Source organism: Kitasatospora sp. NPDC004289 (assembly GCF_053602875.1).
This window is the reverse complement of the sequence record NZ_JBSGEL010000004.1, coordinates 93831-120451: the sequence shown is the minus strand read 5'-3', so window position 1 is coordinate 120451 and position 26621 is coordinate 93831. Positions and strand designations below refer to the sequence as shown.

General features: G+C 75.3%; 21 protein-coding genes. 9 read left to right on the top strand and 12 right to left on the bottom strand.

Annotated features, from left to right (window positions below; all coding sequences use genetic code 11):
- Positions 1–98 precede the first annotated feature (98 nt).
- A complete protein-coding gene (locus ACWEPF_RS04030) occupies positions 99–3350 on the top strand; it encodes a BTAD domain-containing putative transcriptional regulator (protein WP_452171310.1) in 3252 nt (1083 codons plus the stop codon).
- On the opposite strand, the gene ACWEPF_RS04025 is transcribed toward ACWEPF_RS04030, so the two are convergent.
- Positions 3332–4327, bottom strand: a complete 996-nt coding sequence (locus ACWEPF_RS04025; protein ID WP_452171309.1) for a phosphotransferase family protein — start codon at positions 4325–4327, stop codon at positions 3332–3334. The two genes, ACWEPF_RS04030 and ACWEPF_RS04025, sit on opposite strands and share 19 nt — an antisense overlap.
- Positions 4328–4431: 104 nt before the next feature.
- On the opposite strand from ACWEPF_RS04025, the gene ACWEPF_RS04020 reads away from it, so the two are divergent.
- Both ACWEPF_RS04020 and ACWEPF_RS04015 read left to right on the top strand, forming a co-directional pair.
- Complete coding sequence (locus ACWEPF_RS04020; protein WP_452171308.1) at positions 4432–5058, top strand: exonuclease domain-containing protein; 627 nt, start codon at positions 4432–4434, stop codon at positions 5056–5058.
- On the top strand, positions 5048–5467 hold the full coding sequence (locus ACWEPF_RS04015) for a DUF3224 domain-containing protein (protein ID WP_345281177.1): 420 nt from the start codon (positions 5048–5050) through the stop codon (positions 5465–5467). Before ACWEPF_RS04020 ends, ACWEPF_RS04015 begins: the two co-directional genes overlap by 11 nt.
- Positions 5468–5479: 12 nt before the next feature.
- Here the strand turns inward: ACWEPF_RS04015 and ACWEPF_RS04010 are convergent, their stop codons facing one another.
- Positions 5480–5872, bottom strand: coding sequence for a RidA family protein (locus tag ACWEPF_RS04010; RefSeq protein ID WP_452171307.1), 393 nt, complete (start codon positions 5870–5872; stop codon positions 5480–5482).
- A 55-nt stretch (positions 5873–5927) separates the two neighbouring features.
- Positions 5928–6992: a caspase, EACC1-associated type gene (locus ACWEPF_RS04005; RefSeq protein WP_452171306.1), complete on the bottom strand. Its 1065-nt coding sequence runs from the start codon at positions 6990–6992 to the stop codon at positions 5928–5930.
- Positions 6993–7477: 485 nt separating this feature from the next.
- On the opposite strand from ACWEPF_RS04005, the gene ACWEPF_RS04000 reads away from it, so the two are divergent.
- Positions 7478–8266, top strand: a complete 789-nt coding sequence (locus ACWEPF_RS04000; RefSeq protein ID WP_452171305.1) for a cupin domain-containing protein — start codon at positions 7478–7480, stop codon at positions 8264–8266.
- Positions 8263–8646, top strand: coding sequence for a hypothetical protein (locus ACWEPF_RS03995; RefSeq protein WP_345281171.1), 384 nt, complete (start codon positions 8263–8265; stop codon positions 8644–8646). Before ACWEPF_RS04000 ends, ACWEPF_RS03995 begins: the two co-directional genes overlap by 4 nt.
- Positions 8647–8821: 175 nt before the next feature.
- Here the strand turns inward: ACWEPF_RS03995 and ACWEPF_RS03990 are convergent, their stop codons facing one another.
- Together ACWEPF_RS03990 and ACWEPF_RS03985 are read right to left on the bottom strand one after the other, a co-directional pair.
- The gene (locus tag ACWEPF_RS03990) at positions 8822–9334 is read right to left on the bottom strand and encodes a pyridoxamine 5'-phosphate oxidase family protein (RefSeq protein ID WP_345281169.1); all 513 of its coding nucleotides are present in this window, start codon (positions 9332–9334) and stop codon (positions 8822–8824) included.
- Positions 9335–9439: 105 nt separating this feature from the next.
- Positions 9440–10087: a phosphatase PAP2 family protein gene (locus ACWEPF_RS03985; RefSeq protein ID WP_452171304.1), complete on the bottom strand. Its 648-nt coding sequence runs from the start codon at positions 10085–10087 to the stop codon at positions 9440–9442.
- Between the two features lie 285 nt (positions 10088–10372).
- Between ACWEPF_RS03985 and ACWEPF_RS03980 the strand changes: the two genes are divergently transcribed.
- Positions 10373–11650, top strand: coding sequence for a GAF domain-containing protein (locus tag ACWEPF_RS03980; RefSeq protein WP_452171303.1), 1278 nt, complete (start codon positions 10373–10375; stop codon positions 11648–11650).
- On the opposite strand, the gene ACWEPF_RS03975 is transcribed toward ACWEPF_RS03980, so the two are convergent.
- Positions 11637–12137 (bottom strand): SsgA family sporulation/cell division regulator, encoded by a 501-nt coding sequence (locus tag ACWEPF_RS03975; RefSeq protein ID WP_345281164.1) that lies wholly within the window; start codon positions 12135–12137, stop codon positions 11637–11639. The two genes, ACWEPF_RS03980 and ACWEPF_RS03975, sit on opposite strands and share 14 nt — an antisense overlap.
- Before the next feature lie 276 nt (positions 12138–12413).
- On the opposite strand from ACWEPF_RS03975, the gene ACWEPF_RS03970 reads away from it, so the two are divergent.
- On the top strand, positions 12414–13388 hold the full coding sequence (locus ACWEPF_RS03970) for a hypothetical protein (RefSeq protein WP_452171302.1): 975 nt from the start codon (positions 12414–12416) through the stop codon (positions 13386–13388).
- 262 nt (positions 13389–13650) lie between these two features.
- Here ACWEPF_RS03970 and pepN read toward each other — a convergent pair whose 3' ends face one another.
- The gene (gene pepN, locus ACWEPF_RS03965; protein ID WP_452171301.1) at positions 13651–16134 is read right to left on the bottom strand and encodes an aminopeptidase N; all 2484 of its coding nucleotides are present in this window, start codon (positions 16132–16134) and stop codon (positions 13651–13653) included.
- A 159-nt stretch (positions 16135–16293) separates the two neighbouring features.
- Between pepN and ACWEPF_RS03960 the strand changes: the two genes are divergently transcribed.
- Positions 16294–17454 (top strand): TerD family protein, encoded by a 1161-nt coding sequence (locus ACWEPF_RS03960; RefSeq protein ID WP_452171360.1) that lies wholly within the window; start codon positions 16294–16296, stop codon positions 17452–17454.
- A gap of 66 nt (positions 17455–17520) precedes the next feature.
- On the opposite strand, the gene ACWEPF_RS03955 is transcribed toward ACWEPF_RS03960, so the two are convergent.
- The 3 genes from ACWEPF_RS03955 to ACWEPF_RS03945 all read right to left on the bottom strand — a co-directional run bounded on the left by ACWEPF_RS03955 (position 17521) and on the right by ACWEPF_RS03945 (position 21841).
- Positions 17521–18450, bottom strand: a complete 930-nt coding sequence (locus ACWEPF_RS03955; RefSeq protein WP_449796498.1) for a proline dehydrogenase family protein — start codon at positions 18448–18450, stop codon at positions 17521–17523.
- Between the two features lie 92 nt (positions 18451–18542).
- On the bottom strand, positions 18543–20171 hold the full coding sequence (pruA, locus tag ACWEPF_RS03950; RefSeq protein ID WP_452171300.1) for an L-glutamate gamma-semialdehyde dehydrogenase: 1629 nt from the start codon (positions 20169–20171) through the stop codon (positions 18543–18545).
- A gap of 167 nt (positions 20172–20338) precedes the next feature.
- Positions 20339–21841: an L-lactate permease gene (locus ACWEPF_RS03945; RefSeq protein ID WP_452171299.1), complete on the bottom strand. Its 1503-nt coding sequence runs from the start codon at positions 21839–21841 to the stop codon at positions 20339–20341.
- Between the two features lie 207 nt (positions 21842–22048).
- Between ACWEPF_RS03945 and ACWEPF_RS03940 the strand changes: the two genes are divergently transcribed.
- Complete coding sequence (locus ACWEPF_RS03940) at positions 22049–23659, top strand: PucR family transcriptional regulator (protein ID WP_380149025.1); 1611 nt, start codon at positions 22049–22051, stop codon at positions 23657–23659.
- A 215-nt stretch (positions 23660–23874) separates the two neighbouring features.
- On the opposite strand, the gene ACWEPF_RS03935 is transcribed toward ACWEPF_RS03940, so the two are convergent.
- Together ACWEPF_RS03935 and lanKC are read right to left on the bottom strand one after the other, a co-directional pair.
- Positions 23875–24009 (bottom strand): hypothetical protein, encoded by a 135-nt coding sequence (locus ACWEPF_RS03935; protein WP_380149023.1) that lies wholly within the window; start codon positions 24007–24009, stop codon positions 23875–23877.
- Positions 24006–26600, bottom strand: a complete 2595-nt coding sequence (gene lanKC / locus ACWEPF_RS03930) for a class III lanthionine synthetase LanKC (protein ID WP_452171298.1) — start codon at positions 26598–26600, stop codon at positions 24006–24008. Before lanKC ends, ACWEPF_RS03935 begins: the two co-directional genes overlap by 4 nt.
- Between the last annotated feature and the right edge of the window lie 21 nt (positions 26601–26621).

The following is a 26621-nucleotide window of genomic DNA, read 5'->3' as shown; positions in this document are numbered from 1 at the left end:
GACCACTCTGCGGGCGGGATGTTCGGGAACCGTTCGGGTCCGGTTCGGGGCGGGCCCGGGGCCCCGGCGGTGTTGATCATCTGCACTACGGTGGAGGCATGCGATTCGGGGTGCTGGGCGGGGTCGAGGTGCGCACGGACGACAGGCGGCCCGTCGCCGTGCCGGAGGCGAAGGTCCGCACCCTGCTGGCCGCCCTGCTCGCCGCCGACGGCCGCCCCGCCTCCGCCGAGCGCTTGGTCGACGCCCTCTGGCCGGAGGAGCCGCTGCCCGCCAATCCGGGGCGGGCGCTCCAGGCCAAGGTCTCCCAGCTGCGCCGGGCGCTGGAGGAGGCGGAACCGGGCGCCCGCGCCCTGGTCGAGGCCGTCCCCGCGGGCTACCGGCTGGCCGCGACCGCCCACGATGTCGCACGCTTCGGCGAACTGACCGGGCGGGCACGGGAGTCGGCCGACCCCGGCGAGCAGCGGGCGCTGCTGGCCGAGGCACTGGAGCTCTGGCGCGGCCCGGCCTTCGCGGGCTTCGAGGAGCAGCCGTTCGCCCGCACCGCCGCCACCCGGCTTACCGAGCAGTGGCTCACCGCCCGGGAGGAGCTGGCCGAGGCCCGCCTGCGCCTCGGCGAGTACGCCGAACTGATCGCGGAGACCGCCGAGTTGATCGACAGTCGGCCGTTCCGGGAACGCCCGCGCGCGCTGCACTGGCGGGCGCTCCACCGCACCGGCCGGACGGCCGAGGCGCTGAACGGGTACCAGGAGTACCGCGAACTGCTGGCCGATCAGCTGGGCACCGATCCGGGCCACGAACTCGCCTCCCTGCACCAGGAGTTGCTGCGACAGGACGATTCTGCGACACCGGCACCGCCGGCACTGCCGGCCCCTCGGCGGCCGGGCGGCCTCCCGGCAGCGGTCACCGGACTGCTCGGGCGGGACGCCGACCTCGCCGGGATCCGGCGGCTGCTCGACGACGGACGGCTGGTGACGCTGACCGGCACCGGCGGCGTCGGCAAGACCCGGCTCGCACTGGCCGCCGCCGAGCAGGCCCGGCACCGGTACCCGGACGGCGCGTGGCTGGTGGAGCTGGCCGGGCACGGCCCCGGCTCCGACCCGGGCGATCTGGTCTGCGCCGCCCTGGGCATCCGCGACGACGGCAGCTGGGGGCCCGCCCCGGGCCGCGGCACCACTCCGACCGAGCGGCTCGCCGGTGCTCTGCGCGGGCGGCGGACGCTCCTGGTGCTGGACAACTGCGAGCACCTGGTGGAGCCGGTGGCCCTGCTGGTCGGCACGCTGCTGCGGGCCGCACCCGGCCTGGTGGTGCTGACCACCAGTCAGGAGCCGCTGGCCGTGGACGGCGAGGCGCTCTGGACGGTCGGCCCGCTGGCCGAGCCGGACGCCGTGGCGCTCTTCACCGCCCGGGCCGCCGCCTCCGCCCCGGGCTTCGCCCCCGACCCGGCCGAACGGGACGCCGTGGCGGCGATCTGCCGACGGCTGGACGGCCTGCCCCTGGCCCTGGAGCTGGCCGCCACCCGGATCCGTGCGCTCGGCGCGGCGGAGCTGCTGGCCCGGCTGGACGACCGCTTCCGGCTGCTCACCACCGGCCGGCGCGGCGCACCCGCCCGCCAGCAGACCCTGCGGGCCGTGATCGACTGGAGCTGGGGCCTGCTCGGCGAAGCCGAGCGGACCGTGCTGCGCCGCCTGGCCGTGCACGCGGAGGGGTGCACCCTGGACGCGGCCGAACGGGTCTGCGCCGGGGGCGCGGTGACGGAGGCCGAGGTGGTCGATGTCCTGGCTCGGCTGGTCGACCGCTCGCTGCTCACCGTCCGCACCGGTACCGACGGAGCGGTGCGCTACCGGCCCTACGAGTCGGTGGCCGCCTACGCCCTGGAACAGCTGGAACTGGCCGGGGAGTCGCAGGAGGTGCGGGCGCTGCACCGCGCGCACTACACCGAGCTGGCCGCCCGGGCCTCGGCCCGGCTGCGCGGGCCCGAGCAGCGCCACTGGCTGGACCGGCTCAGCACCGAGAGCGCCAATCTGACGGGCAGTCTGGACCAGGCCGTCCGGGCCGGGGACACCGGCCAGGCACTGCGGCTGGTCGACTCGCTGGCCTGGTGCTGGGTGCTGCGCGGACGGCTCGGCGAGCTGCGCCGGGCGCTCGACGCGGCCCTGGCGCTGCCCGGCGGCGAGCCGCTCGACCGGGCCCGGGCCACCGCCTGGCAGGCCGGGACGGCGGTGCTCAGCGGCGCCACGGCGGACCGCACCAGCCGGTACGCCGCCGCCCTCGCCGCCCACCGCCCCGCCCTGTCCGCCGGAGCCGACGGGAACGGGGGAAACGGCGGGAGCGACGGGGCCGGGGCCGGGGCGGGGGACGACGGGCTCGCGCTGGCCGAGGCGCGGTGGTTCCTCGGGCACGCGGTGAGCAGCATCGGCGACCTGGTGGCCGGCGAGGAGCTGACCGCGCTGGCCCTGGCCGATTTCGAACGGCTCGGCCACCGCTGGGGCACCGCCGCCGCGCTCGGTGACCGGTCGGTGCAGCTGCTGGCCCGCGGCGACCTGGAGGGCGTCCGGCTCCACGGCGAACGCAGCGCCGCCACCTTCCGCGAACTCGGCGACCGCTGGGGCGAGTTGCGCACCGTCTACCCGCTCGCCGCCCGGGCCGAGATCCTCGGGGACTACCCACAGGCCGCCGAACGGCTACGGGACGGCCTGGGGATGGCGGAGGAGCTGGGGCTGGCCACCACCGCCGGGGACCTGATGGCCGGGCTCGGCCGGATCGCCCTGCTGACGGGCGACCTCGCCGGGGCCCGCGAACTGCACGGGCGGGCACTGCGCCGCAGCGCCGAGCACGACTTCCGGGCCGGTGAGGTCAACGCCCAGCTCGGCCTCGCCCTCGGCGCCCGCCGCGAGGGCGACCTGGACACCGCCGAGGGCCACCTGCTGGCCGTCCTGGCCTGGCACCGGGAGGCCGGCCTGGAGAGCGCCAACGCGCTGGTGCTGGCCGAGTTGGGCTACGTCGCCGAGCTGCGCGGAGACGCCGGGGCCGCCCACTCCCACCACCTGGCCGGCCTGGCGGCCGCCCGCACCACCGGCGACCCGCGGGCCCTGGCCCTCGCCCTGGAGGGCCTGGCCGGGGCGGCGGCGCTCGCGGGGGCGGCCGAGCCGTCGGCGTACCGGCGGGCGGCCGTCCTGCTCGGCGCCGCGGCGGCCGCCCGCGCGGGGACCGGCGCGCCGCTGCCGAGGGCCGAACGCGCCGACGTCGACCGGATCACGGCGGCGGTCCGCACCGCCCTCGGCCCCGAGGCCTTCACCGCCGCCTTCGCGGAGGGCACCGGCCTGACACCGGATCAGGCGATCGCCGACTGATCCGGGGGCAGTGCAGCGAGGACCCGGGCGAGGTTGTGCTCGACGACGGCGAGCATGAACGCGCGGTCGGGGAAGTCGCCGTCGAGGAGCCGGAGCGGGCCGGCCACCAGGGAGAGGCTCATCGCCAGGTCGTAGAGCGCCAGGCGCTGCGGGTCGAGGTCCTCGGCGTGGAGGGCGGGGTAGTGCTCGGCGAAGCGCAGGCGGAGGAAGACGTGCTCCCACTCCAGGTCGAAGAACATCAACCCCTCGATGTCGATCAGCACCGGCTGCCCCCGGTGGTCCACCAGCACGTGGTCGGGGCCGAGTTCGCCGTGGACCAGCGCGTACCGCTCCCGGGGGCGGACCTCGGCGGCCAGCGCGTGCAGCTCGGCCTCGACCCGGTCGCGGACGGCGGCTGCCCGGGGGTCGCGGGCGGCCGCCTCGGCCAGGTCGGCGAGGGCCCGGTCGAGGACCAGCTGCTCGCAGGAACTGCCCTGCGAGAGGCCGCCGCCGTCGATCAGGGCGGCCTTGCCGAAGGCCGGGGCGGTCTGCCGCCGCATCAGCCGGAGGCTGTCGGCGAGGCGGGCCAGGACGGGTGCGGCGGCCTCCGGGTCCCGTTCGAGCAGGACCTCCAGGCTCTCGCCGGGGACGTCCTCGACCACGGCGAACTCGGCCGGATGGAGGGTCCTGGAGCGGTCCGCCGCCAGCAGGCCGGGCGTGCGCACCCCGAGGGCGGTCAGCTGGCGGTGGGCGGCCAGGAAGAGGTCGATGCCCGAGGCGTGCGAGAACGGATCCGTGTGGTCCTCGGCGGCGTCCGGCGTCGTCGGCCAGTAGTTCTCGGAGGCGTGCCAGAGGTAGGCGACGGCCGTGCCGCCGTCGTCGAGGCGGAGCCGGTAGACGCCCTTCTTGCTGCCGCCCCGCAGCCGCTCGACGCTCCGCAGCCGTCGCTCCGGCCCGAACACGGCCCGGGCCACCCCCGCCAACTGACCGACCGTCACGTCCTCGACCCTCTTCCTCCGGTGGGCAAGGGCGCGATTCTAGAGGAACCCCGCCCCCGGAAAAGGGGATTATCCGGCCGGGCACGGCGGCTACGCTCCGTCGGATGAGCGAGGACGCGCAGCTTCTGAACGTGGTCGACGTCGAGGCGACCTGCTGGGACGGACAGCCGCCGCCCGGGGCGGTGAGCGAGATCATCGAGATCGGGCTGACGGTGGTGGACCTGGCCGCCCGGCGGCGGGTGGCGCGGCACCGGATCCTGGTGCGGCCGGCCCGGTCCGCGGTGAGCGCGTTCTGCACCGAACTGACCGGCCTGACCCAGGCGGAGGTCATGCGGGGGGTCGAATTCGCCGAGGCCTGCCGCCTGTTGGCCGCCGAGCACCTCAGCGGGCAGCGGGTCTGGGCGAGTTGGGGCGACTACGACCGGCACCAGTTCACCCGGCAGTGCCGGGCCGCCGGGGTGCGGTACCCGTTCGGGCACCGGCACGTGAACGCCAAGGCCGCCTTCACCGAGGCGTACGGGCTGCGCAAGCGGCCCGGAATGGCACAGGCCCTGCAGCTCGCCGGGCTCCCCCTGGAGGGGCGCCACCACCGGGGCGAGGACGACGCGTGGAACATCGGGGCCCTGGTCCTGGAGGTGGCGGCCCGCGGCGGCTGGCCGGCCGACGCGCCGCCGCCCTGGGCGTCCGGATCTGTCGGTGGGGCTGACTACCATCCGCCCCATGAGAGCTGACGCGACGTTCACCGTGAAGTCCTTCGTCCCGGCCGAGGTCACCCCGGCCTTCGAGGTCACCACCGGCGCCCCGGCCGGGGTCGCCACCATGGAGAAGCTCTTCGAGGGGGAGGCCGCGGGCCGCTCCGCGACGATCTTCACCTCCGCCTTCGACCACGCCACCGGCGTCGGCACCTACCTCGCCCTGGAGTCCTTCGAGGGCACCCTGCACGGCCGCGAGGGCACCTTCAACTTCGCCCACTCCGCCAGCACCACCGGCAGTGACCGGCTCTCCCCCTTCTTCGTCATCGTCCCCGGCAGCGGCACCGGAGCCCTCACCGGCATCACCGGCGCCGGCTCCCTCACCGTCGACCAGGACGGCACCCACCGCGTCACCTTCGAGTACGAGCTCGGCGGCGCAGGGGCCTGACGCCCGGCCGCCCTACTCCGGGACGACCGCGAAGGCTTCGATCTCCAGGAGGAGGTCGGGGCGGAACAGGGCGGCGACCTGGACGGCGGAGGAGGCCGGGGCGTGGGCGGGGTCGAGGTGTTCGTCCCAGGCGGTGCGGACGGCTTCCAGGTGGGCGATGTCGGTGACGTAGACGGTGAGCTTCACCAGGTGGTCGAAGGTGGCGTCGGCGGCAGCCAGGCAATGGCCGATGTTGGCGAAGACCTGGCGGGCCTGGGCCAGGGCGTCGCCCTCGCCGACCAGGTGGCCCTTCTCGTCGAGGGGGACCTGGCCGGCCACGTGGACCTGGCGGCCGGTGGCGCTGACCACGTGGCTGTAGCGCGGGCTGGGGTGGACGCCGGCCGGGGTGGTGGTGCGGAAGGTCATCGGGGTTCCTCTCGGGCGGGACGGGCTGCCGGGCCCATCCTTCCCTGAGGGGTCGTCAGTTCTGCCAGCGGGCCAGGGACTCCTTGACCGTCACCAACACCGGGGAGCCGGCCGGCAGGATCGCGGCGGCCAGCGCGGCCAGCGGCCGGAGCAGAGCGAGGGCGGCCTCCCCTCCCTCGGTGGTGCCGACGGCGTCGGCGTGGGCGGTGCGGAGCTGGAGGGTGAGCAGGTCGGCCGGGCCGAGCACGGCCGCCGCGTCGGCCGCGATGGCGGCCAGCCGGGCGGCGGCCTGCGGCTGGTGCCAGGGCCGCCGGTACTGGCGGACGGCGAACTGCCGGGCGGCGAACCCGGCCCGGGCGCGCAGGCCGGTCGCGGTGAGCGCGGTGCCGTGGGCCGGATTGCGGGCCAGCGCCAGGTGGCCGCTGCCGTCCACGGCCCGCTGCATCGGCACGGGGGGCCGGTAGAGGCTCGGCACCGGGTCCGGCACCTGCGCCAGTTCGACCGCCAGGTGGTGGTGGATCAGGTCCAGCGGGAGGTCGGCGGGCCCGTCCGGGACGCCCTCGCGCAGCAGCCGCAGCAGCTCCTCGGCGAAGCGGGTGAGCCCGAGCTCCTCGTTGAGCAGGGCCCGGTGGTCCCGGTCCACGGCGGTGAGCAGGTGCAGGTCGGCGGCGGCCGGTTCGTCCAGCGCCAGACCGGCGAAGCAGCAGTCCAGCACCGCGATCCGGTGCGCCGCCCCCTGCCCCAACGCGGCCAGCGCCGCCTCGGCGGAGAGCGCGGTGCCCGGCACCCGATCCGGGTCGTCCTCCGTCCCGGGCAGCGCCAGGTGCAGGCGGCCCTCCGGGCTGGTCACTCCGTGCCCCGCGTAGTAGAGCAGCACCGTCGAGCGGGCCCGGCCGGCCGCGTCGGCGATCCGGGCCAGCACCTCGCCGGGACTCCGGGGATCGACCAGCCGCACCACCCGCTCGGGGGCGAAGCTGCCGTCCGGGCCGGCGAGGTGGTCGGCGAGCAGCTCCATCGAGGCCACCGCCTCGGGCATCGGCGGCAGCCCGGCGTAGGTGCCGACCGCAACCAGCACCGCCCAGGAGTCGGCACGGTCGGGTGTCAGGGTCCAGGAGGTCACCGGGGGGCCGCCCCGCGGGGAAGCCCTCGGCCCGGTCCAGGACTTCGTCCGTGCCGGGCGATCGTCACGACGGCGGCGTGGGCGGAACCGGCGGGGCCGGCGGAGTGGGCGGGGCCGGCGGAGTGGGCGGTACGGGCGGGGCCGGCGGGGTGGGCGGCACCGGCGGGGCCGGAGGGGCCGGAGGCACGGGCGGGGTGGGCGGTGTGGGCGGTACCGGCGGGGTGGGCGGCTGTGGAGCCGCCGTTCCGGTCGGGGCGGTCACGGCGCTGCCGTACGTCATGCGATTCCCCCTGGCTGTCCGTCAGATCGCTTGCGAGGAGCACATGTTGGCATATCGACAGGTCCTTGTCAGTGGTGCCGGAGGAACCGGGGTGACGGACGGGACCGGTTGGTGACGCCTGCCCCAGGTGTCCGGGACAGCGGGCCGCACAGCATGGAGGCCGGAACCGAACCGTGTCCCGAGGACCCGACGGAGGAGGAGAGGCATGCTGGCGAACCGGACCACCCCGGTCACCGGGTACTCCGACGAACTGATCGTCGCCGACCCCGGCGGCGCCGCCGACGTGCACGCGATGCACGGCGGCAGGAACGTCGCCCGGTGGAAGTGCCTGGCCCGCCGACGCGGCCTGTCCGGCACCTGGGAGGCGATCGAGATCTCCACCCTGCCGCCCGCCACCGAGTGCGGCGTGCACCACCACAGCCGGACCGAGGAGCTCTACTTCGTGGTCTCCGGCGAGGGCGAACTGCTGCTGGACGGCGTCCTGCACACCGTCGGCCCCGGCACCCTGATCACCAATCCGGTCGGCACCCGGCACCGGCTGAACAACCCGGGCGCCGTCGACCTGGACTGGATCGTCATCGAAGTCATCAGCCCACCGGTCGCCGTCGTGCTCACCGGCGACCCCGGCCACACCGGAAGGCCCCTCATGCGCACCGCCACCATCATCGACCTCGCGGCGGACGGCACCGCCGACCTCACCGCCCTGCTCAGCGGCCCGCTCCGGGAGGCCCGGCTGGTCACCCTCGGGCCCGGCCGGCAGGAGGAGCTCCGCTCGGACGACCGGGAGCACACCCTGTACGTGCTGGCCGGCACCGGACGGGCACTCGCGGGAGCCACCGAGGTGCGGCTCGCTCCGGGGACGGCGGTGACGCTGCCGCTCGGAAGTGCGGTGACGCTCCGCTCCGACGGGCAGTCGCTGCGGTACTTCACCGCGAGCCTGGCCGTGCCGGACGCCGAGGACGGGCGACGGGTGACCGAACGGGGTGCGGCATGATCGTCTCGCGACCGGGGAACGCACCCCGGACCCTTCGGGGCAACACGGTACGGAGCACCGGGCGCTCGCTGGCCCGGCGGGGCTTCTTCCACAGCGAGACCGAGTCGGTGGACCACCTCGATCTCGCTCCCGGCAGCCGGATCGACGCCCGGGGGCGGGAGGGCACGGAGGAGATCTGGTTCGTCGTCAGCGGCGGCGGACGTCTCGTCGGTCCGGACGGCTCCACCCTCCCGCTGCGGCGCCACACCCTGGCCGTCTGCCCCCTCGACACCGGCGCCACCCTGCACGCCGGCCCCGACGGCCTCTCCGCCGTCCTCATCGCCGTCGTCCCGCCGGGCCTCACCGACGCCATGCCCATCCGCTACCCCGCCGGCGGCTAGCTGTAGTGGCCCGGCCCGGCAGGGCAGCCCCCCCAGGGGCGCGAGGAACTGCGCGACCAGCCGTGCACCGCCGTTCAGATCGCGGCACGTGCAACTCGCCCTCGTGGAGGCGATCTGACGGTGGTGGTCTTCCGCTTCGCGCAGTTCCTCGCGCCCCTGTTCCGCCTTGCGGCGGCTAGCGCAGGACGCGGGCGGAGAGGTAGTTGCGGCGGCCGAAGCGGGGTTCGTCGACGGCGGTGAGTTCGTCGACCTGGAAGCGGTAGAGGGCTGCGGCTCCGGCGCCGCTGAGGTACTGGCGGCGTAGGTCGGGGTCCTGTCCGAAGGACGGGTAGCGGCCCTGGTAGGCCGCGAAGGCGGCCTCCGCGTGGTGGCCCCAAGCCTCGCCGGCCCGGCCGGTGAACTGGATGCCGCGGAGCTGTTCGCCGAAGACCGGCGGCGGGAGGAAGACGGTGGCGGCGGCCCTGGCCTCCTCGGTGAGGTGGAGGCTGTGCCGGGTGGAGCGCTCGCTGACGAAGTAGAGGACCAGGTCCTCGTCGTAGGCGAAGAAGGCGAGGTTGGCGTGCGGGCCGCGCTCGGGGCCCGCGGTGGCCAGGGTGAGCACCATGCTCTCGGCCAGCAGCCCCTCGACCCCCTTGGCGAACTCGGCCGCCGGCCAGTCCCCCTGGGTCATCTCCAACCGGAACGTCACGGTTCTCCCCCTCCGCCGCGCTGCACGTGGACCGAGCCGGCCCGGAGCGTTCTGCCGGACCGGCTCACATGCTCTCCCCGCGGCCGCGGGCACACAAGGGGCCCGTCAGAGCGCTCCCGAGGGGACGGCGTGCGCCCCGGAGCCCGCGCCGAGCACGGGCCCGAGCGCCCCCGCGCGGGCGCGGGCGACCAGCGGGGCGGCCCGGGCGGCGAGCAGGGCGGGCGGGGCGGCCAGCAGGACGCCGACCGCGACCCCGGCCAGCACGTCGTGCGGGTAGTGGACGCCGACCCAGACCCGGGAGGCGGCCATCAGCAGCGCGGCCACCGCGCAGAGCCGGCCGAGCCCGCGCCAGGCGAGCCAGAGGGCGGTGGCGGAGGCGGCGGCGATCACCGCGTGGCTGCTCGGGAAGGACCAGTCGCCCGCCGGCGGGCACGCCTCCAGGGTCGGCGGCCCGGGTAGCTGCCGGCACGGCCTGACCTCCTCGACCAGACCCTTGAGGACCAGGTTCACCAGGTAGGCGGCGACCACCACCAGTGGCGCGGCCAGTACCCGGGCCATCACCACCGGGCCCCGGCCCCGGGCGTGCCACCAGGCGCCGAGCATCAGCAGTGCGAACAGGGCGAGGCCGAACTCCGACCAGATCCGCACGAGTTCGTCCAGCCAGGGCGGGGCGGCGTGCGCCCAGCCGGTCACCGTGGAGTAGAGCCCCCCGTCGATCGCGCCGCCGTCGAACGCGAGCGGCACGGCGGTCATCTGAACATCCTTCGAACAAAACGGATCACACGGACAACTACTACCAGAGCGGAGATGAAGAACGGATAACCGGTCAATCCCCCTCTTCCGGCAGATAGCGGCCGGTCCAAAGATTCCCCAACCCCACCAACGCCCCGGCTCCCGGCCTTAACCTGTCTCCGGTACACCAGTGGACCGACGTGGGCCCGACGGGGGAGGCACCGGTTGCAGGAGAGTCATCGAGCGGTCCCGCAGCCCCGCCGAGCCCCCGAACAGGCGGACCTACCCGAGCGTTACGAGCGGGTCATGGCCTCCTCCGCGCCGCCGTCGGACGGGCCCGGGGCGGGCCCCAGGCCCGAGATCGGCGACTCCTGGGACCGGCTGCGCCGACTCGGCCTGGACCCGGACCGCGGCCGGGAGGCCCGCCGGATCGGCCCCGCCGAACTGGAGCACCGCCGCCGCGAGACCCACCTCTCCGAGATCCTCCCGGTGCTGCGGGCGACGCTGCTGCTGCCCACCGGCTCCACCCCGCTGATCCTGGCCATCGCCGACGGCGAGGGCCACGTGCTCTGGCACGAGGGCGAGCGCCCGCTGCTGCGCACCGCCGACTCGATCGGCTTCGAGACCGGCGCCCGCTGGGTCGAGGACGAGGTCGGCACCAACGGGATCGGCCTGGCCCTGCGGGTCCGCCGCCCGGTCCAGGTGCACTCCGCCGAGCACTACCTGCGCAGCCACCACGGCTGGACCTGCGTGGCCGCACCCGTGCACGACCCGCGCACCGGCCGGCTGCTCGGCGCCGTCAACCTCAGCGGCCCGGCCCGCTCGATGGCCCCCTACCTGCTCCAACTCGCCGCCACCGGCGCCCGGCTGGCCGAGGCCGAACTGAGGGCCCGTCAGCTGGAGGCGCTGCACCGGCTGCGCACCGTGGCCACCCCGCTGCTGGCCCGGGTGGACCAGCCCGCCGTGGTGGTGGACAACGAGGGCTGGACGGCGGCCACCGTCGGCCTGGCCCCGGTGCCCCGGCTCCGGTTGCCCGCCGAGGGGCTCGGCGGCTCGCCCCGGGTCTGGCTGCCCACCCTGGGCGAGTGCGCGGTGGAGCCGCTGGCCGACGGCTGGCTGATCCGTCCCACCGCCGACCCCGGCCCGGACCATCCCGGCGACGGCTCCCTGATCACCCTGGACCTGCGCCGGGCGGCCCGGCCCGAGCTCACCGTGGAGGGCGCGGTCGGCCGCTGGTCGCACGGGCTCAGCCCGCGCCACGCGGAACTGCTGCTGCTGCTGGCGGTGCACCGGGAGGGGCTCAGCGCGGCCCGGCTCTCCGAGGCGCTCTTCGGCGACCCCTCCCGGACGGTCACCGTCCGGGCCGAGGTCTCCCGGCTGCGGCGCTACCTGGGCGGGCTGCTGGACCACCGCCCGTACCGGCTGACCCCGGCGGCCGAGGTGACGGTGCTCCGCCCGAGCGACCCGTACGACCTGCTGCCGACCTCCTCCGCCCCGGCCGTGCGCGAGGTCCGCTCGGGCCTGCTGCGCGGCACGCTGCGGCTGCCCGGCGAGGGGATCGGCGAGGTGCTCAGAACCCGTTGAGCAGCTCGGTGAGCTGACCGTCCGTCGGCCCGGCGAGCGCCTCCTCCTCGGCCGACACCACGGCGTAGGTGCGCTCCAGCCAGGCCTGCACCCGGGGCTTGGAGGCCTCCAGGAGCGCCCGCCCGTGCGGCGATTCGAGGGCCAGGTGCAGGGTCGAGCCGTGGCAGGGGCAGTACGCGGGCCAGAGCTTGACGTCGCCCTGCCCGCTCAGACCGGAGAGGCCGTCCCGGAGCAGCTCACGGGAGAACACCCAGTCCGCCTCGTCGGAGCGGCCGAGGTGGAAGGTGAGCAGCACCTCGTAGGGCCTCTCCGGGTCGTACCGGAAGCGGGTGCGCACCTCTCCCACCGAGTCCTCGTCGAGCGCGATCCGCAGCGTCAGGACCTCCTCCACCGGCCCCGGCACGACGTCGGGTCCGACCGCCTCGTCGCCCGTGGGGGTGGCGGCGAACGGCGGGTTCGAGGCGGCTGACAGCGGGTCGCGCGGCATGACGATATCTCCGAGGCGGCTGGGGTTCCGCCCAGCCTGCGGCAGCGGCGCCGCCCTTGCAACCGTTGCAAGGGGGTTGCAACAACGGCTCGCGGCCCCGGATCCGACTGCCGCGCACCGGGTCTGGCGGTCCGTCAGGTGCGCACTGGTAGTCTCAGCTGGCCCCGCCACGTGCCCTGCCCCGTACCCGGACCGCGACCAGCGGCCGAGCCGCAGCGGCGGCGGGACGGGTCTTCGATGGTTCTGGGTCGGTGAGTCGGGAAGGAGGCGGGCCGGTTGCTCCGGGAGCTCCGCGAGAAGGACGGGACGGCGGCCGCCGCACGACACGACGGGCCGTCACGGCACGCGCGGCACGGACGGCCGAAGCCGGTCGGCGCGCGGTTCCGGCTGCCGGGCTTCCGCTTCTCCGGCGCGGCGATGGCGATGTCCACCGTGGTCGGCATCAGCGTGGCCACCACCTGGCTGGTCAGCGAGCAGCAGAGCGTCGGCCGGCTGCCCGGGGTCACCAACGTCGGCGCCAGCCCGCCGGTGCCCAGCCCCGACTCGGCCCCCGAGCCCTCCCGGGAGGGCACGCCTTCGCCGACGCCCAGCCCCTCCGCCACGGTGCCCGGCCCGCGGGCGCTCGGTGCCCGAACCCCGTCGGTGACCCACCCGGCCAGCCCGAGCCCGGTCCGTCCCCGGACGTCCTCGCCCACGCCGGCCGCCCCCACGACCGCCACCTCCCCGGCGACCCCGGCCCCCGGGCCCTCGCTCCCGGCCCCGCCCGTGCCGTCGTCCTCACCGTCGCCCTCTCCCGGCGGCGGCGCGCCCGGCCCGGTCGGACCGGTACCGGTGGCGCCCACCCCCTCCCCGAAGCCGACCGAGGCGATGACCGGCCTGGCCGAGCGCACGCCGCTCGGGCAGACCGGCTCCCGGCACACCCTGACCCTGGCCGTCGGCGAGGACCTCACCGCCCTCCAGGTCGAGTTCCAGCTCGCCCGCCCGGAGTCGCTGCCCGGCACGCTGCCGTGGACCACGCTGCCCGGCGCCGTGGTGACGGTGCTCCAGGAGCGCGGCACCCTGGTCTACCGCTTCACCCTCCCGCCGGGCCTCGACGTCGCCCCCGGCAGCTACCTCTTCGCCGTCCACACCGTCGACCCCTCCGCCTCGGCGAGCCCCGGCCCCGCCCGCCCCGCCACGGAGACCTGGTCCGCGTCGGCCTTCAACCTCCGCCGCTCCACCGCCACCACCACCCGCGGCACCTTCGGCTGACGCCCCGGCAGGGCACTCCGCCCGTCGGGGCACTCCGCCCGGCAGGGCAGATGCCCAGGGCGCGAGGCTGTGACACGTGCGGCTCCGCCGCGCGGGCGCGAAGCGGAAGACCACCACCGGTGGATCGCCTCCACGAGAGCCAGTTGCACGTGCCGCGACCTGAACGGCGGTGCACGGCTGGTCGCGCAGTTCCTCGCGCCCCTGGGGCGCTGCCCTGCCGGGCCGAGCCAACCAACAGGTCGCGCCCCCGAGGTGTGGCCACTTACCCCAGGCGGATGCGGGTGGCCCGGGTGAGGTCGTCGATCTGGTCGGCCAGGGTGCGGCGCAGTCCGGGGGTCAGGCCGTCGCCGGCCAGGGCGGCGACGGCCAGGGCGAGGGTCTCCGGGGTGGACCAGCCGGTCGGGAAGAGGGCGGAGCCGAGGACGCGCGAGACGGTTTCGCCGCGCTCGCCGGCCGCCGGCACCTCCGCGAAGTACCGTTCCACGTAGGGCCGTTGAAGCTCCTCGCCACCCGACTGCCAGAAGCCCTGGGCCGCCGCGGTGAGCAGCGCGTTCGACAGCCCGCTCTCACCGAACAGCAGCCCCCAGGCGGCCTCCTTGGCCTCGGCCCCCGGCAGCGCGGCCCGCGCCCGGGCCGCCCCCTCGGCGGCGGTCACCCCGGGGTCGGCCGCCAGCTCGGCCGCGATCCGCTCCTCGCCGATCACGCCGCGCGCGGCGAGCCGCACCAGCGCCGCCCACCGCAGCTCCGCGCTGAGCTCGATGCCGAAGGCACCGCCGGCGAGCCACCCCTCCAGCTCGGCCGACTCCCGCTCGCCGGTGGCGTTGTCGACGGCGGCCCGCAGTGCGGCCAGCCGCAGGCCCTGCTCCACGTCTTGACGGGCCAGCAGCTCCCGGGCGGCGGCTGCCAGCCGGGCCTGGGCGGCGGTCCGCTCCGCCGGCGGCAGGTAGGCGAGCATCTTGGTGCGGGCGAAGGTGAGGACCGCCTCCACGATGGCGTCCGCCGGCTCGCCGGGCAGGTGCGCGGCGACCAGGTCGAGGTAGCCGGAGGGCGTCAGCTCGCCGTCGCGGACCAGGTCGCGGGCGTGCTCCCAGAGCACCGCGCGGACCAGCTCGTCCTGGAAGAGCGAGAGCTTCTCGGTGACGGTCCGCCAGGAGGCCTCGTCCAGCCGGATCTTGGCCCAGGACAGGTCGCCGTGGTTGGGCAGCAGCAGCGCGGGGCGGGGCGCCCCGGCCAGCCGCGGCAGCGGAGCGGGGGTGCCGGGCTCCAGCTCGACCCCGAAGGACTCCCGGAGCACCGGCCTCCCGTCCGCGTCCAGGTCGAAGACGCCGACGCCGACCAGGTGCGGGCGGCTGCCGTCCGGCACCAGCTCGGCGGAGACGACGGTGTCGCCGTCGTACGCGACCGACAGCCGCAGGGTGTCGACGCCGGAGGTGCGCAGCCAGCGCTCGGCCCAGCCGCGGACGTCCCGGCCGCTGGTCTCGCTCAACACGTCCAGGAACTCGGCGAGTTCGGCGTTGCCGAAGCGGTGCCGGGCGAAGTGCTCGTTGATCCCGGCGAAGAAGGCCTCGTCGCCGAGCCAGGCGACCAGCTGGCGCAGCGCGGCGGCGCCCTTGGCGTAGGAGATGCCGTCGAAGTTGCCCATCGCCTCGGCGACGCTCTCCAGGCCCTCGGCGGCGATCGGGTGGGTGGTGGAGCGCTGGTCGGCGTCGTAGCCCCAGCCCTTGCGCTTGATCGCGAAGCCGCTCCAGGCGCCGCGGAAGCGGGTCACCTCGTCGGTGATCCGGAAGCCGAGGTACTCGGCGAAGGACTCGTTCAGCCAGATGTCGTCCCACCAGCGGAGGGTGACCAGGTCGCCGAACCACATGTGGGCCATCTCGTGCGCCACCACCATGGCGCGGAAGGTGCGCTCCACCTCGGTGGGGGCCGAGTGGAAGAGCATCTGCTCGGCGAAGACCACGCAGCCGGGGTTCTCCATCGCGCCCCAGTTGAACTCGGGCACGAACGCCTGGTCGTAGTCGCCGAACGGGTAGCGCTCGTCGAAGAGCTCGTGCAGCCGGTCGAAGGACTGCCGGGTGACCTCGAACAGCTCCTCGGCCTCGCGGTCCAGGTCGGCGGCGAGCGCCTTGCGGCCGTGCAGGCCGAGCCGGATGCCGTCGTGCTCGGAGTGCACCGAGTGCAGCGGGCCCGCCACGACGGTGAACAGGTAGGTGGAGAACGGCTTGGTCGGCTCGAACTCCCAGCGGCCCTCGGCCACCTGCTTGCCGGTGCCGTTGCCGAGCACCGTCCAGCCGGCCGGGACGGTGGCGGAGAGGGTGAAGGCCGCCTTGAGGTCGGGCTGGTCGAAGCAGGGGAAGGCGAGCGGGGCCAGGTCGGGGCCGCAGCTCGCGTAGAGGTAGACCGAACCGTCGGCCGGGTCGACGTAGCGGTGCAGACCCTCACCGGTGGAGGAGTAGCGCTGGTCGGTGACCAGCAGCAGCTCGTTCTCGGCGAGCAGACCGGTCAGCGGCAGGCGGTGGTCCGCCACGGCGGCCGGGTCCAGCTCGGTGCCGTTGAGCACCGCGCGGTGCAGGAGCTCGGGCCGCAGGTCGAGGAAGGTCCCGGCACCGGGCTCGGTGCAGGCGAAGCGGATGGTCGTCGTGCAGCCGTAGACCGTCTCGCCGCGGGTCAGGTCCAGGTCGAGGGTGTAGCCGTGGACCTGGAGGAGTCGGGCACGGGTGCGCGCCTCGGAACGTTGTAGGGCTGGCATGTCCTGCATGCTTTCCCAGCGGCCGGGACGGGACAAGCCGCTTTCCGTGCCGACTCGCCGATTCAGCTGAGAGCTTGGCTACGCTGGGCCTTCGCAGCCGCCAGAGTTGAGTGTGCATCAGGGATGCGCGTGGAGAAGGAGCAGCCAGTGACGACGGTCCTGACCCAGGGCGGCAACGCGCCGCTCGCCTCGGCCCGGGTGACGGTCGAGGTGACGGCCCCCAAGGCGCTGGACGTCTCGGGGCTGCTGCTCACCGAGGCGGGCAAGGTCCGCTCGGACGCCGACTTCGTCTTCTTCAACGCCCCGAACGGGCCCGGGGTGACGCACCGTCCGGCCGCCGGCGGTGCCCCCGACGCGATCACCGTGGACACCGGGGCGCTGCCCGCCGGCATCGAGAAGGTCGTCGTGACGGCCAGCCTCGACGACGCGGGCGCCACCTTCGCCGGCACCGAGCCCACCGCCACCATCCGCAACGCGGACACCGGCGAGGTGCTGGTCACCTTCACCCCGCCGCGGCTCACCCGGGAGACCGCCCTGGTGGTGGTCGAGGTCTACCGCCGGGGCGGTGCCTGGAAGGTCCGCGCCGTCGGCCAGGGCTACGCCGACGGCCTGGCCGGCATCGCCACCGACTTCGGCGTCACGGTGGACGACTCGCCCGCCCCGCCGCCCGCTCCCCCGCAGTCCGCCCCCACCCAGGCCCCGCCCAAGCCGGTCACCCCGCCCGCCGTCCCGGCCTCGCTCACCAAGGTCACCCTCGACAAGGGCCGGGTCAGCCTCACCAAGGGCGGCTCCGTCTCGCTGGAGAAGAACGGCAAGCCCTTCCTCGCCGCCGTCCGGATGGGCCTCGGCTGGGAGCCCGCCGGGCGCGGCCGCAACATCGACCTGGACGCCTCCTGCATCGCCTTCGACGCCCAGCGCAACAAGGTCGAGACCGCCTGGTTCATGAAGCTCTCGGTCTTCAACGGCGCCATCGCCCACTCCGGTGACAACCTCACCGGCGAGGGCGCGGGCGACGACGAGGCCATCACCGTCCACCTGGACGGCCTCCCCGCCGAGGTCTGCGGCCTGGTCTTCGTCGTCAACTCCTTCTCCGGCCAGAAGTTCACCGACGTCAAGAACGCCTACTGCCGCCTCCTCGACGCCGGCTCCGGCCAGGAGCTGGTCCGCTTCGACCTCACCACCTCCGAGCCGAGCACCGGCGTCGTGATGTGCAAGCTGGTCCGCCAGTACTCCGGCGAGTGGGTGATGACCGCCATCGGCGAGTACGTCAACGCCAAGACGGCGCGCGCCATGGTCAAGCCCGCGGGCGCGATGCTCTGAGCCCCCTCGCGGGGACGCCGAAGGGCCCGGGGCTGCTGCCCCGGGCCCTTCCGCCGTGACGACCCGTCAGCCCCGGGTGGCCATGGCGCGGAGGAAGAAGGTGAGGTTGGCCGGGCGCTCCGCGAGGCGGCGCATGAAGTAGCCGTACCACTCCTGGCCGTAGGGGAGGTAGACGCGCATGGTGTTGCCGGCCTCGGCGAGGCGCAGCTGCTCCTCGGGGCGGATGCCGAGCAGCATCTGGTACTCGAAGCTGTCCCGCGCGCGGCCGTTCCAGTCGGCCAGCTGGCCGGCGATCTTGATCATGTTGGGGTCGTGCGAGGCGACCATCGGGTAGCCCTCGCCGGCCATCAGGATCTTGAGGGCGCGGACGTAGGCCAGGTCGACCTCGTGCTTGCCCTGGAAGGCGACCGACTCGGGCTCCTTGTAGGCGCCCTTGCAGATCCGGACCCGGGAGCCGGCGGTGGCCAGGTCGCGGCAGTCGGACTCGGTGCGGCGCAGGTACGCCTGGAGGACGACGCCCAGCCACGGGAAGTCCACCCGCAGCTCGCGGGCGATGGCCAGGGTGGAGTCGGTGGTGGTGTGGTCCTCCATGTCGAGGGTCACCGTGGTGCCGGCCGCGGCGGCGGCCTCGCAGATGCGGCGGGCGTTCTCCAGGGCGATCTTCTCGCCGTCCACCGGGAGGAACTGGCCGACGGCGGAGAGCTTGACGGAGACCTCGGCGTCGGCGGCCAGGCCGGTCTCCTTGAGCGCGGCGAGCAGGTGCTCGTAGGCCTCGGCGGTGCCGGCGGCCTGCTCCGCGTCCTTGGTGTCCTCGCCCAGGTGGTCCAGGGTGACCTTGCGGCCGGTGACGATCAGCTCGTCGGTGGCGGTGACGGCCTGCTCGAGGCGCTCGCCGGCGACGAAGCGCTCGACTATCGCGTGGGTGGGCGGGAACTTCTCGACCACGGTGCGCACCTGCGGGGAGCGGGACGCGGCGAGGAGGGCGGAACGGAGCATCGTGAACTCCTGGAGAAGGTTCAGCAGGTGGGGAGGGGTGAGGGCGGCGGCGTGGGGTTCCGCCGCCGCCCTCAGGGGGGAGTGACGACTGGTCAGCCCATGTGGGGGTAGCGGTAGTCGGTCGGCGGGACGAAGGTCTCCTTGACCGAGCGCGTCGAGGTCCAGCGCATCAGGTTCTGCTTGGCGCCGGCCTTGTCGTTGGTGCCGGAGGCGCGGCCGCCGCCGAAGGGCTGCTGGCCGACGACGGCGCCGGTGGGCTTGTCGTTGATGTAGAAGTTGCCCGCCGCGTGACGGAGCTTCAGCATCGCGGCCTGGATGGCGTCGCGGTCCTGGGCGATCACCGCGCCGGTCAGGCCGTAGGAGGAGACCGACTCCATCTGGGTCAGCATCTCCTCGTACTTCTCGTCCTCGTAGACGTGCACGGCCAGGATCGGGCCGAAGTACTCGTCCTTGAAGTACTCGGAGGCCGGGTCCTCGCAGACCAGGACGGTCGGGCGGACGAAGTAGCCGACCGAGTCGTCGTAGGTGCCGCCGGCCAGGACCTCGACCTCGGGGTCGGCCTGGGCGCGGTCGATCGCGGCCTTGTTCTTGGCGAACGAGCGGGCGTCGATGACGGCCGACATGAAGTTCGACAGGTCGGTGACGTCGCCCATGGTCAGGCCGTCGACCTCGTCGCGGAACTCGTCCTTCAGCTCGGCCCAGATCGAGGCCGGGACGTAGGCGCGGGAGAGCGCCGAACACTTCTGGCCCTGGAACTCGAAGGCGCCGCGGGTCATCGCGGTCTTCAGCACGGCCTTGTCGGCGGACGGGTGGGCGACCAGGAAGTCCTTGCCACCGGTCTCGCCGACGATCCGCGGGTAGGTGCGGTAGTTGGCGATGTTGGTGCCGACCTCGCGCCACAGGTGCTGGAAGGTGGCGGTGGAGCCGGTGAAGTGGATGCCGGCCAGCTCCGGGTGGTGGAGCGCGACCTCGGAGACGGCCAGGCCATCGCCGGTGACCATGTTGATGACGCCCTTGGGCAGGCCGGCCGCCTCCAGCAGGCGCATCAGCAGGTGCGCGGAGAACTGCTGGGTGGGGGACGGCTTCCAGATCACCACGTTGCCCATCAGGGCCGGGGCGGTCGGGAGGTTGAGCGCGATCGCGGTGAAGTTGAAGGGGGTGATCGCGTAGACGAAGCCCTCCAGCGCGCGGTGGTCGCTGCGGTTCCAGACGCCGTCCGAGGAGATCGGCTGCTCGGCGATGATCTGGCGGGCGAAGTGCACGTTGAAGCGCAGGAAGTCGACCAGCTCGCAGGGGGTGTCGATCTCGGCCTGCTGGGCGGTCTTGGACTGGCCGAGCATGGTGGCGGCGGCCAGGGTCTCGCGCCAGGGGCCGGCCAGCAGGTCGGCGGCCTTGAGGAAGATCGCGGCGCGGGAGTCGAAGGAGAGCGCCTGCCAGGCGGGGGCCGCGGCCAGGGCGGCGTCGATCGCGTCGCGCGCGTCGTCCTGGGTGGCGTTGCGCAGGGTGCCGAGGCGGGCCGCGTGGTTGTGCGGCTGGACGACGTGGATCTCCTCGCCGCCACCCATCCGCTGCTCGCCGTCGATGGTCATGGTGAGCTGGATCGGCTCCTGGCCGCCCAGCTCCTTCAGCTTGGCCTCCAGCCGGGCCCGCTCGGGGGTGCCGGGGGCGTAGCTGTGGACCGGCTCGTTCACCGGCGCGGGGACCTGGGTCACAGCATCCATGAGCGCGCGATCTCCTTCTCGTCATGGGGGAAGGCCGGGCGGGGGTCACACGCCGGCCATGAAGAAACGCTAAGCCGCCGAGGCCATGGCTTTGGTTGGCCTGGCAGCCAAAGTCGGCCCCTCACCCTTGTACGGGTGAACAGAGCCGACCGACCGGGCTAACCGGCTCACCGCCACAGGACGGCGATCACACCGAGCACCAGGAAGATCAGGGCGTGCACCGACAGGACGGTGCGCAGCACGTAGGTGGTGTCCACCTTCTCCGCGGTCACGGTCGCGGTCTCGGTGAGCACCGCCACGCCGCCCGACGGGGCGTCGGCCGCGGCGGGCCCGGACGGGCCGGGGGCGTTCTCGGCCAGCTGGGCGGCCAGCACCACACGGGCCACCGCGCCGCCGGAGGCGAGGGCCGCGCTGACGTTCTGCACCGCGACCAGCTGGGCGGCCGGGTAGTTCAGCAGCTGGGCGGTGGCCGCCTGGCTGGAGGCGAACATCGCGTTGGCCCCGGTGTTGGAGCCCGCCAGGAAGCCGCCGACGGCGCCGATCCAGGGGGCCAGCAGCAGGTAGCCGACGCCGAGCGCGGCCCCGGCGTCGGCCAGCGCCCGGCTCATCCCGCTGGCCGCCAGCAGGGTGCCCAGCGCCAGGAAGACCACGGTGGTCAGGGTGACCTGCCACCAGCGGCCGAAGGTGGCCCGGGTGGCGGGCGGCAGCACGGCGCCGTCGGTGCCGAGCAGCCCGGGGGTGAGCGCGGCGGTCAGCAGCAGCCAGCCCGCCGGGCCGGCCAGCACCGCCCACCAGCCCTCCTCGATCCCGGCCAGGCCGAGCGCGAGCCGGCTCAGCAGCAGACCGCCGACCAGGAAGCCGTACGGGACCAGGGCCCGGCCGAGCGGGGTGCGGGCCGCGGCGACCGCGGCGGAGCCGCCCAGCCGGGAGACCAGCAGCAGCACCACGACGGTGGTGATGCCGCCGAGCACGCCGGCCAGCGGCATGCCGACGAAGAAGTCCACGGCCCAGACGGTCAGCCAGAGGGTGCCCGCCGCGAGCACCAGCTCGCCGGTCGCGGCCAGCGCCCGGCGCGGGCCGAAGGCGACCACCAGGGCGGCGGCACCGGCGATCAGGAAGACCGGAGCGGAGAGCAGCGCGGAGTTGATGCCCAGCTCCTGGAACTCCACCCCGCCGAGCTCGGCGGCGACCAGGCTGCCGGGGGCCAGCGAGCCCCAGGGCACGGTGACCAGGCCGAGCAGGCCGACCACGGCGGCCTTGGGCGCGGACAGGCCCAGCTGGCGCAGCAGCGGGATCGCCACCACCACGCCGATGCCGAAGCCGGTCAGCGACTCGGCGAAGGGGGTCACGCCCAGCTGGACCAGCAGCACCGCGCGGGCGGCGGTGCCGGCCGAGCCGCCGATCCAGTCGCCGAGGCGCTTCTGGGTGCCGGTGCGGCTCATCAGCTCGCTGAGCAGGATGCCGCCGAACAGGATGGCGGCGAGCTCCACGACGGTGGGGAGCATGTGCAGTTCGGCCCGCCCGAGGTCCCCGGCCGGCTGGCGGAAGGAGGTGAGGGTGACCACCACCGCCGTGGCCAGGGCGGCCAGCGCGGCGTACAGGGCTCGCACCCGGGCGGCCAGCAGCCCTAAGGTGACCAGGATCGGCAGGGTCGCCAGCGCGGCGTTCATCGCGGTCCTCCAGGGACGTTTCGGCGTGGTGGTGGCGCTCGGCGGTCACGGCCACCCCGGGCCGAGAATAGGAACGGCCCGCATCGCCGACGCACGATCGCCCCGAAGCCCGGACAGTCCGGCCGGGACTAGGTCAGGTCGGGGCACTGTGACGGGCCGTCAGGCCGAGCGGTCCTTACCGCACCGGGCACGAGGATGGGAGAACGGATGGCCGCCGCCGGGCTGCCGCTGCGTCAGCTGCTGATGTCGCTGGGCGAACCGCTGGTCGAGCTCCAGGCGGCCCCGGCCGGGCTGGACGTGCCGGTGCGGGACGTGGCGATCCTCGACCCGGAGGACCCGGCCACCGCCTCGGCCGGGGAGCTGGTGCTGGCGATCGGGGCCCGCGGCCGGGCGGCGCTGCCGGCCCTGCGGGCGGCCGGGCGGGCCGGGGCCGCGGCGGTGGCGGTGAAGCTGGACGCGCCGGGGCAGGCGGACGCGCTGCGCGAGGCGGCCACCGAGGCCGGGGTGGCGCTGCTGAGCGTGCGGCGGGAGACCCGTTGGGAGCACCTGGACTCGCTGGCCCGGGCGATCATCGCCGGCCCGGACGCCCCGGAGACCCCGGAGCACAACGCCGGTGACCTCTTCTCGCTGGCCCAGACCGTCGCGGTGCTGACCAACGGCATCGTCTCCATCGAGGACACCTCCAGCCGGGTGCTGGCCTACTCGCGCTCCTCGGACAGCGACGAGGTGGACGACCTGCGGCGGCTCTCCATCCTCGGCTGGCAGGGCCCGGAGCCGTACCTGTCCAAGCTCCGCGAGTGGGGCATCTTCCAGCACCTGCGCTCCTCCGACACGGTGATCGGGATCGACCCGCACCCGGAGCTGGGCATCCGGCGCCGGCTGGCGATCGGCATCCGGGCCGGGGCGCAGCCGCTGGGCACCATCTGGGTGCAGGAGGGCGCGCAGCCGCTGGCCCCGCTGGCGGACCAGGCACTGGTCGGCGCGGCCCGGGTGGCAGCGGCTCAACTGGTGCGCCGCAGGCGGGAGTTGTCGGCGGACGTGCGGCTCACCCGGACGCTGCTGACCGGCCTGCTGGAGGGCTCCACCGGCCCGCAGACGCTGGCCACCCACCTCGGCCTGGACCTGCGGCGGCCCGCCACCGTGCTGGCCTACGCGGCCGGTTCGCCCTCCGAGGGCTCCGACCTGGAGCTGACCCGGGCCGAGGTGACCGGCCTGATCTCGGTGCACACCGCCGCCCGGCACCGCTCGGCGCTGCTCGCCCCGATCGACTCCCGGGTGTACGTGCTGCTGCCCGAACTCCCCGCCGGGCTGCCGATGTCCACCGTCCGGGCCTGGGCCCAGGAGGTGGTGGAGGCGGCCCGCGAGCACCTGGGCGTGCCGCTGCGGGCAGCGGTCGGCGCCACCGTGGACGGGCTGGCGGCGGTCCCCGAGTCCCGGGCGCAGGCGGACCGGATCCTGGACGCGATGGGCCGCGGCGGGGTGGCGCTGGAGGTGGCCGCGCTGATCGACGTGCAGGCCGAGGTGCTGGTGAGCGAGGTGCTGGCGCTGCTCCAGGAGCGCGGCGGGCTTCGGGACCCGCGGCTGACCGCGCTGACCGCGTACGACCGGCGGCACGGCACCCGGCTGGCCGAGTCGGTGCTGGCCTGGCTGGACGCGCTGGGCGAGGTCCGGGTGGCCGCCGACGCGCTGCACATCCACCCCAACACCCTGCGGTACCGGGTCCGCCGGGCCGAGCAGCTCACCGGGATCGACCTGGCCCAGCCGCAGCAGCGGCTGCTGGCGATGCTCCAGCTGCGGCTGCCCGCGGACGAGGCCTGAGAGCCGGCGCAGGTGGTCACCCCGGGGGCGCGAGGCTCTGCTGATGTGCGGCTCCGCCGCGCGGGCGCGAGTACGGAAGGCGGACCGGCGTGAGATCAGGGCACGTCAGCCAGTTGCACGTGCTGCCACTCCCGCGCGCAGTTCCCCGCGCCCCTGCGGGGCGCTCCCCAGGTGCCCGGCCGGTCCGCCGACCGACCGGGGGACCTGAGGGGAGGTCAGTCCTGCGGCTCGGCCGCGACCGGCTGGGCGGCGCGGAAGTGGGCGTGGCTGCTCCAGTGGCTGGAGTCGGCGGCGTACTCGCCCTCCGTGCGGTCCTCGGCCAGGCCCTGGAGCTTGAGGATCGAGGTCACTGTGGTGTCCCTTCGTCGGTGACGGCCCCGGCGGGTCCGCCGGGGAGATCGGTGAGGCCGGGCAGCGGGACGGGGCCGAGCACCGCCTCGTGCAGGGCCAGCATCACCCCCGCCGCCCCGGTGGCCAGATCGGTGGAGAAGCGGTGCAGCCGCCGCCCGGGCACCGCCCAGTGGCCGCGCAGGCCGGCCACCTGGAGCCGCAGCTCCCAGAGGTGGCGGGCCATCAGTTCCCACTGCCCGCCCCGGGCCAGGTGCAGCAGCATCCCGGCCCGGCCCTCGAACAGGCCGGCCGCGGCCACCAGCCGGGGCCGGCAGGCCCGGTCGGCGGAGGCCAGCGCGGCCGCCAGGTCTGGCCTGGTGCGCCAGGCCGGGACGGCGGCGATCAGCAGCCCGAGCCCGACCCCGCCCGCGGCGAGGTAGGGCAGCAGGCGGCGCCCGTCCGGCTCGGTGAGCATCAGCATGCCCTCCGGGCGGGTGGCGCCGGCCAGTTCGGAGCGCAGCGCCGCCTCGGCGGCGGTGGCCCAGCGCGGCTCGCCGGAGTCGGCGTGCAGGTGGTGGAAGAGCGCGGCCAGCCCGGCCCGCCCGTCCAGCAGCCCGGGCGCGTGCGGGGCGCCCGGGGCGCCGTCGGGCACCAGCGCGGTGAGGCCGTCGGCCAGCGCGTACGCCCGCGCGGCCCGGTCGCGGTCCCCGGTGTGCCGGGCCGAGTCCAGCAGTGCCAGCGCCAGCCCGGCCCGGCCGGAGCCGAGCCCGGGGGCGCCGGGCGGGCCGGCCGCCTCGGCCCGGTCGAGCAGCTCCTCGGCCTGCTCCGGGCGGCCCATGCGGCGCAGCGCCCAGGCCACTCCCGCCAGGCCGTCGTACAGGCCGGGCCGCGGGTCGGTGAGCGCGCGGGCGCGCTCCACCAGCCAGTCCAGCTGCTCCTCGGGCACCCGGTAGCCGCAGCCGTGCAGCGCGTACAGCACCCCGGCCGCGCCGTGGGCCAGCGAGAGCGCGGGGCCGCCGGGCTCGAACTGGGCCACGTCGCCCGGGAACAGACGGTCCGTCCGCCCCGGGGTGGCGGTGGCCCGGATGCCCTCGGCCAGCGAGTCCAGCACCGGCCACCAGCCGGCCGGGCCGGTCACCCCGGGCGCGGGCCAGGGTGCGGGCGGCGGGCCGCCGGCCAGTTCGGCGCTGCCCCCGGGCAGTTCGCCGCCGACCGCCTCGCGCAGCGCCGCGCGGGTGGCGGCGGCGAAGCCCTCGGGCACCGGGTAGCGGGCCGGGATCTCGGCCAGCGCCTGCTCGGCCTTGCCGGAGTCCAGGTGGAGCAGCGGGTTGAGCGGGAGCAGCAGGTAGAGCCGCAGCGCCGCCAGCGCGTACCGGTCCACCGCCGTGCCCCGCCGGGCCGCCGGGCTGACGAAGCCGGGGGCGCCGAGCGCCGGGCCCTCGGCCGCGTCCACCGGGAAGGCCAGCTCGAAGTCGACCAGGGCGCACCGCCCGTCCGGGCGCAGCAGCACGTTCCCCGGGTGCAGGTCGCCGAAGACCAGCCCCCGCTCGTGCAGCCGGCCGAGCATCAGCTCCAACTGCCCGACGACGTCCAGCGCCCAGGCGGTGTACTCCGCCAGCTCGGCCGAGGAGGGGTCGGGCCGGGTGAGCGGGCAGCGCCGGGTGAAGGCCCGCTCCAGCGGCTCGCCCTCGATGTGCTCCTCGACCAGGAAGTGGTGCTCCCAGTCCTGCCGGTACTCGTACAGCGCGGGGACGAAGTCCAGGCCGGCCAGCCGCTCCAGCACCGCGCGCTCGCGGTGCAGGCGCTCCACCGCGTCCCGGCCGTCGGCGTCCAGGCCCGCGTGCGGGCGGGCCTCCCGGAGCACCACGGTGCGGCCGTCCCGGCGGTCGGTGGCCCGGTAGACGCCGCCGCCGTTGGAGAAGTGCAGCGCCTCGGCCACGTCGAAGGGGAAGTCCGGCTCGGGCGCGGCGGCGGCCTCGGCGATCTGCCCGGCCACGAACTCCGGCACCGGCGCCCAGTCCGGCACGGTGAAGACCACCCCGCGCACGTCGGGGACCAACGCGCCGTCAGGACCGCGCAGGGCCGGCACCCGCCGGCCGTCCGCGCCGGTGGTCCACTGCCGGCGGTAGGCGCCGTAGCGCAGGTAGAGCGGCCCCTCCTGCCAGCGCAGGTCGCTCAGCACGTACGGCCCGGGGGTGCCCTTGAGCGCGGCCGAGAGCTCGGTCAGGGCGTGGTGCAGCGCCTGCTCGCCCAGCGGGTAGAGGGTGAGCAGCTTGCCGCTCGCCTCGCGCGGGGCGTACTTGGCGTTGGCGGCCAGCAGCCGGGCCGGGGAGCGCAGGAACTTCACCGGCGTGCCGGTGGCCGTGCAGTGCTCCAGCACGGTGGCGATCACCCGCTCGGCCTCCGGCGCGGCGGCCGAGACGTGCACCTTCCACCCCTGCTCGGGCAGGTCGGTGCCGGGCGGGGCCAGGTTGACCCAGGGGCCGTGGACGACCCGCTCCCAGCCGGGCGGCAGGGCGGCGGTGGCCGCCGGGTAGGGCCGCTCGGTGGCGGGCGGCACGTCGTAGAAGAGCGGGTCGGCGAGGCAGTGGCGCTCGTAGCGGTCGTCCATCGGTCTCCCCCTCGCCCGCGG

Bases quoted from the DNA above. Each gene is read 5' to 3' on its own strand.
- ACWEPF_RS04030 (WP_452171310.1), top strand. From the start codon at position 99: ATGCGATTCGGGGTGCTGGGCGGGGTCGAGGTGCGCACGGACGACAGG.
- ACWEPF_RS04020 (WP_452171308.1), top strand. From the start codon at position 4,432: ATGAGCGAGGACGCGCAGCTTCTGAACGTGGTCGACGTCGAGGCGACC.
- ACWEPF_RS04015 (WP_345281177.1), top strand. From the start codon at position 5,048: ATGAGAGCTGACGCGACGTTCACCGTGAAGTCCTTCGTCCCGGCCGAG.
- ACWEPF_RS04010 (WP_452171307.1), bottom strand. From the start codon at position 5,872: ATGACCTTCCGCACCACCACCCCGGCCGGCGTCCACCCCAGCCCGCGC.
- ACWEPF_RS04000 (WP_452171305.1), top strand. From the start codon at position 7,478: ATGCTGGCGAACCGGACCACCCCGGTCACCGGGTACTCCGACGAACTG.
- ACWEPF_RS03995 (WP_345281171.1), top strand. From the start codon at position 8,263: ATGATCGTCTCGCGACCGGGGAACGCACCCCGGACCCTTCGGGGCAAC.
- ACWEPF_RS03985 (WP_452171304.1), bottom strand. From the start codon at position 10,087: ATGACCGCCGTGCCGCTCGCGTTCGACGGCGGCGCGATCGACGGGGGG.
- ACWEPF_RS03980 (WP_452171303.1), top strand. From the start codon at position 10,373: ATGGCCTCCTCCGCGCCGCCGTCGGACGGGCCCGGGGCGGGCCCCAGG.
- ACWEPF_RS03975 (WP_345281164.1), bottom strand. From the start codon at position 12,137: ATGCCGCGCGACCCGCTGTCAGCCGCCTCGAACCCGCCGTTCGCCGCC.
- pepN (WP_452171301.1), bottom strand. From the start codon at position 16,134: ATGCCAGCCCTACAACGTTCCGAGGCGCGCACCCGTGCCCGACTCCTC.
- ACWEPF_RS03955 (WP_449796498.1), bottom strand. From the start codon at position 18,450: ATGCTCCGTTCCGCCCTCCTCGCCGCGTCCCGCTCCCCGCAGGTGCGC.
- pruA (WP_452171300.1), bottom strand. From the start codon at position 20,171: ATGGATGCTGTGACCCAGGTCCCCGCGCCGGTGAACGAGCCGGTCCAC.
- ACWEPF_RS03945 (WP_452171299.1), bottom strand. From the start codon at position 21,841: ATGAACGCCGCGCTGGCGACCCTGCCGATCCTGGTCACCTTAGGGCTG.
- ACWEPF_RS03940 (WP_380149025.1), top strand. From the start codon at position 22,049: ATGGCCGCCGCCGGGCTGCCGCTGCGTCAGCTGCTGATGTCGCTGGGC.
- lanKC (WP_452171298.1), bottom strand. From the start codon at position 26,600: ATGGACGACCGCTACGAGCGCCACTGCCTCGCCGACCCGCTCTTCTAC.